A 4,784-nucleotide genomic window follows, 5' to 3' on the forward strand; every position below is an offset into this window, starting at 1 on the left:
ACAAGTTTCCGGACAGGCACTAAGTCATACGTTGCGGAAGGACGCGTTTCCTCATTCGGACACCGGGGACGTCGCCATGGTTTTCAGTGGCGATGACGGTGTAGCCGGCGGCTTTGTAGAGGTCGATGGCGGGATGTTGGTCTGGGCCGGTGAGCAGGACGGCGTCGTGGTATCTGAACTCGATGGCTTGTGCTTCCAGCGCGGCCAGTATTAGTTTTCCGTAGCCGCGGCCTTGGACGGTTGGGTCGACGCGCATACGGGTAATCTCGCAGATGGTGCCGCTGAGCGGGCGCAGCGCACCCATCGCGATGACCTGACCGTCAAGGTCACCGACGAGCATGGTGGCACGGTCGGCGAGGTAGGTGGCGGCGATGTCGTCCAGGTCGCCGGCGTAGGCATCGACATCGATGGGCACGCCCGCCGCTGCGAGGCCGTAGGCGTTGAGTGCGATGACGTGGTCGTGGTCGCTGTCGCGATAGGTCCGGATCGTCAGAGCTGGCGGCATGATGGAGTGATCTCAGGCGGCGGGTCCGGCGCTGATGGCGAGGACTTCGTGTAGGGCCCGGACGATCGGTGCGGCTCGGCGGGCGGCCGGGATGGCATCGGCGACAGCGTGTGCTCGTTTCAGGACAATGACCGGCCGATATTCGGTGGGCAGTTGTTGGAGCACGGTGCTGGCGTAGTCGGCGCCTTGGGCGATGTCGCCGTCGTGGACCATGCACAGGGCCCGGTCGAGATGCACGAGTGTGGGGTCGAGGCGTTCGCCGGGTCCGAACGCGGCGATGGCGTCGTCCTGCGCCTGCCAGGCGGCGCGGCTCTCACCGAGTGTGGTGAGCGCGTGCGAGCGGTAGAAGTGCAGTTGGCCGGCGGTGAACGCGTAGGCGCTGTTGTCGGTGGCCGTCTCGACGGTGCCGAACAGACTCTCCGCTTGGCGAAGCGCTCCACGGGAGGCGTCGGATTGGGCCATGCAAGCCGCGGCGCGTGCCAGGATGGCCCAAGCCATCGCGGTGATCGGCTGTGGGTGGTGGCGGGTGAGCAGTTCAGCCTCACGAGCGGCCATGACCGCAGCTTGTGGGTCGCCGAGGTTGAGGCTGGCGACGGCACCGCGGGTGGCGACCCAGGCGCGCAGGGCGGGATCGCCGGCCTCGTCGGCGGCGAGCCGGGCGGTATGGACCCATTCCCGAGATTGGCGATACTTACCGACGTTGACCATGGTCATCGAGACCAGCCCGGCCAGGCGAGCGGTGACCGCGCACAGGTCACGGCGCTGCCCTGCGGGCAGCTTGCGGTCGGTCAAGACCTGGACGTCCTCGAGGTCGTCCAGAATGTTGTTCAGGAACACCGCCGGTGGCTGAGTCTTGTAGATGCGCCCGTACTGGGCAGCCACGGATTCTTTGTGCGCGACGGTGCTGTCCGACAACGTCGAGCCGGACAGGGCTTCGTCCATGCGCCGTCGCACTGTGTCAGCCCGTTGTTCGGCCATCCGCGAGCCGGCGGAGGCTCCACGGTCGTTGGCTGGCACCGGCTGCGGCCATCGGACCTCGTCCGCTGTTTCACAGTCGCTTCTCGGTTTCCGGTGCGTAGTGGCACCGTGGTCGTCGCTGTAGTCGGCACCGAAGCCAAGGTCGACAGGGCCGGTGCCGTAGACGCGACATAACGCGTCTAGGTATGGCCTCGAAGGGCGTTCCTGCCCGCGTTCCCAACGCGACACCCGCGAGGCAACTAGGCGCTTCCCGATTCCGGCCACGGCGACCATCTCGTTGATGAGCTGCGCCAGCGACCATCCGCGAGCGAGGCGGTGCGCGCGCAGACGATGGTGACCACAATGCCGGACGATGACTTCGGCCAGTTCCCGTCCGGTCCAGCCTTGCTTGGGTGCCTGATCACGCAACCGGGCTGCGCACCGGGCGGCATGTGGCGAGTGCGAAAACGTGTCGGGAAGCGTCACCAATCGAGCAAATCACGTTTCCGCCGGTTTCAGGTGCACGGCTTCGCGCAACATGGCGCGATTTGTGCGCACACCGCCATTGCGCCGTCTATCCCGATGCCGACACGACGACGGCCATCGTCACCTTGCGCGTGGCGCAGATTGCCGATCGTGGATGCAACTACGACGCTCGGTGGCGGGTCGATCAGCTCCACAACCGGGTGGCGGCGGTCGGGTGGCAGGGCTGGGCGTGCCGACCTCCGGTGCCACCCGCCTGGGCACGCCCAGCCCACCCACTTGCAAACCCGTTTGTCTGTCGGGACTCGTCCTTCGATCAACATTGGAGTGCGCCAGCATGGCGAATCAACGACCGCCCTCCACAACGCTAGGGCCGTCACCGACGACTCGGCCGAGGACGTCGCACCTGGTAGGGGTTGCCATGGCTGCGGTCACGCAGGTGACCGCGTTCGTCGAGATCGTCTGCCGTGCGTTTCGTGGCCGGGAACGTGGGAGGGCTCGCGTGCTGGCTGCGGCGCAGCGGGCGGATGCCGCGGAGCGTGCCCAGGCGTTCGGCAGGCTCCTCAACGTCCACGGCGACTGACCTGCCTGGGTTTCTCGCCCGTCGTGTCGTCGCCCCGTGCGGTGCGGCGGGTGAGGCCTGACGCACCCGACCGAGTATCGAAGTTGTTGTGGTCGGTCGGGTGCCGGGCTGGGTGTGCCGCCTTAGTGCCACACGTCGGCACGCCCTGCCCATCCTCTGGCCCCAACCGGCCCACCCTTGTGAGCGGTGTGCGGCTTGCTGGTGATGCCGGCGGCGTCACACCGGCGGATCGCCCTGCGGCGACGACGTTGCGCCTGACTCTTTGACCCTATTGATGAACGGAGTGCACCGGTGGCTGACCAGCAGCCCGGCGGCGACACGATAGATTCCGGCACGCCGAACGTCGCGCGGGTCTGGGACTACCAACTCGGCGGCAAGGACAACTACCAGGTCGACCGGGACGCCGCTGAGCAGCTCAACCAGGCGTGTCAGGCAGCGGGCGCACCGACCGGACGCGAGGTCGCTCGGGAGAACCGGGCGTTCATCCGCCGCGCGGTGACCTACCTGGCCCGGCAGGGCATCGATCAGTTCATCGACCTGGGCGCCGGCCTGCCCACCCAGGGCAACGTGCACCAGATCGCACGGACGATCAACCCCGGCGCGCGCACGGTGTATGTCGACTACGACGTGCTCGTAGCGGTCCACGGTCGTGCTCTTCTGGCTGACAACCCCGAAACGATCATGATCCGGGCCGACGTGCGCGACCCTGACGCCGTCGTCAGCCATCCGGAGCTGAGAGCCCACTTGGATCTGGGCCGACCGATCGCGGTGCTCATGGTGGCGCTGCTGCACCTGTTCACCGCCGACGAGGCACCGGCCGGGATCGTCGCGCGGTTCCGCGAAGCGCTCGCGCCCGGCAGCTACGTGGTGATCACGCACGTGAGCCGTGACAGCCGGCCGGAGGCGGCCGGCAAGCTCGCCGCGGAGTTCAAACGCCTGGGTGTCACCACGCCGTTGGTGCCTCGTACCACCGTGCAGATCGGCGGGTTCTTCGACGGCCTCGAGTTGGTTGAGCCGGGCCTGGTGTCTCCGGCGCGGTGGCGACCAGACCCGGACGTCGACCCGGACCAGGACACCGAATGGATGCTCGCCGGCGTCGCCCGCCTACCTGCCCGCTGAGCACTGGGCCCGAATCCGGTGCGGCCAGCGCCGGTCGCTACACCTCTATGCCTCTGACCGCGAACACCTCCCCGGAGGAAAGGAACGTTGTCATGCCGTCCACGGATGCGACGCGGCTCACCGACGACCTGTGGCTCGCCGCGCACGACGGCGTCAAAGGCGCCCGCCTGATCGGTGACTGGCCGCTCGGGGTCGGCCTGGCCGCCGGCCTGTTCGCCGAACTGATCCACGACGGGTTTCTCGAGCTGCGCGACGGCGAGCTGTTCCGCACCACAAAGGCCGCGGCTGGCCCGCCGACAGACCCTGCCGTGCGTCCGCTGCTGGTCAAGATGGAAGCCGAGGAGCAGGGCCGGCCCGTTGCGCCGGCGAGGGTGCGGGCGGCCGCTCGTGCGCATGAGGAGCCGTGGGGGCCGCGGGCCTTGGAGCGTGGTGGTTGGCCACCACCGGTTAGGCAGGAGACGCGGCACCGTCTGCCCGGCCACCCGCTCAGTACGTGGATGGCGTATCTGGCCTATGAGCAGCGGGCAGAAGCCAGGGTCCTCGACCGGCTGTCGCGCACGGGTCTGGTCCGGCGTGAGGACCGCCGTCGATTGTTCGGCGGTACCACGGTGCGCTACGTGCCGTGTGACTCCTTCGCCTCCGGGACACCGGCGAACACGATCACCCACGCGGTGCAGACCGGACGCACCTTGCCGTTGTCCGGTGTATTCCTCGCCGGGTTGTTCCTGGCCACCGGTCTGCACCACCACGCCCTGGCCACGCTGAGTCCCTACGAGCGGTCCTTGCTCGCCCAGCAGATCCAGCTCGGCCTGGACGACAAGGCCACGACCGGCGTGAGGGTGATGTTGCGGGAGCTGCTGCGCGCGGCGGACGCCGCCGTCGGTGAGGCCGCCATGCGCTGACCCAGCATCACCGAAACCTCACGGCATCACCCCCGCTCCCGCCCCCTTGCTGCAGGAGGAACCCCCGGTGTCCGCACCTCCCACTGTCGTACCGACCAGCGTGTCCCACGCCCTCGCGCGTAACCGGCTCGGCCCGTTCGCGATCGGCTCAGCCATCGCCTCCAGCGTGGCCCCACTGACCGTGATCACCCTGGTCGTACCCCTCGCCCTGGCCGCGACCGGCCTGCTCGGCTTC

The 4,784-nt window shown here is 68.3% G+C and carries 5 protein-coding genes; 3 read left to right on the forward strand and 2 right to left on the reverse strand.

Annotation, left to right across the window (positions count from 1 at the left end; genetic code table 11):
• Positions 1 to 19: 19 nt before the first annotated feature.
• Both Aau02nite_RS45735 and Aau02nite_RS48205 read right to left on the reverse strand, forming a co-directional pair.
• Positions 20 to 505 carry a GNAT family N-acetyltransferase gene (locus Aau02nite_RS45735; RefSeq protein ID WP_212994977.1) on the reverse strand — a complete coding sequence of 162 codons (486 nt, stop codon included), beginning with the start codon at positions 503 to 505 and terminating at the stop codon, positions 20 to 22.
• Between the two features lie 12 nt (positions 506 to 517).
• A complete protein-coding gene (locus Aau02nite_RS48205) occupies positions 518 to 1,948 on the reverse strand; it encodes a helix-turn-helix domain-containing protein (protein ID WP_212994978.1) in 1,431 nt (476 codons plus the stop codon).
• A 418-nt stretch (positions 1,949 to 2,366) separates the two neighbouring features.
• On the opposite strand from Aau02nite_RS48205, the gene Aau02nite_RS45745 reads away from it, so the two are divergent.
• The 3 genes from Aau02nite_RS45745 to Aau02nite_RS45755 all read left to right on the forward strand — a co-directional run bounded on the left by Aau02nite_RS45745 (position 2,367) and on the right by Aau02nite_RS45755 (position 4,549).
• Positions 2,367 to 2,528 carry a hypothetical protein gene (locus tag Aau02nite_RS45745; protein ID WP_212994979.1) on the forward strand — a complete coding sequence of 54 codons (162 nt, stop codon included), beginning with the start codon at positions 2,367 to 2,369 and terminating at the stop codon, positions 2,526 to 2,528.
• A 291-nt stretch (positions 2,529 to 2,819) separates the two neighbouring features.
• On the forward strand, positions 2,820 to 3,647 hold the full coding sequence (locus Aau02nite_RS45750) for an SAM-dependent methyltransferase (RefSeq protein WP_212994980.1): 828 nt from the start codon (positions 2,820 to 2,822) through the stop codon (positions 3,645 to 3,647).
• A 92-nt stretch (positions 3,648 to 3,739) separates the two neighbouring features.
• Positions 3,740 to 4,549, forward strand: a complete 810-nt coding sequence (locus tag Aau02nite_RS45755; protein ID WP_212994981.1) for a GOLPH3/VPS74 family protein — start codon at positions 3,740 to 3,742, stop codon at positions 4,547 to 4,549.
• Positions 4,550 to 4,784: the final 235 nt, after the last annotated feature.

The organism is Actinoplanes auranticolor (assembly GCF_018332655.1).
Taxonomy (GTDB): domain Bacteria; phylum Actinomycetota; class Actinomycetes; order Mycobacteriales; family Micromonosporaceae; genus Actinoplanes; species Actinoplanes auranticolor.

Bases quoted from the DNA above. Each gene is read 5' to 3' on its own strand.
- Aau02nite_RS45735 (WP_212994977.1), bottom strand. From the start codon at position 505: ATGCCGCCAGCTCTGACGATCCGGACCTATCGCGACAGCGACCACGAC.
- Aau02nite_RS45745 (WP_212994979.1), top strand. From the start codon at position 2,367: ATGGCTGCGGTCACGCAGGTGACCGCGTTCGTCGAGATCGTCTGCCGT.
- Aau02nite_RS45755 (WP_212994981.1), top strand. From the start codon at position 3,740: ATGCCGTCCACGGATGCGACGCGGCTCACCGACGACCTGTGGCTCGCC.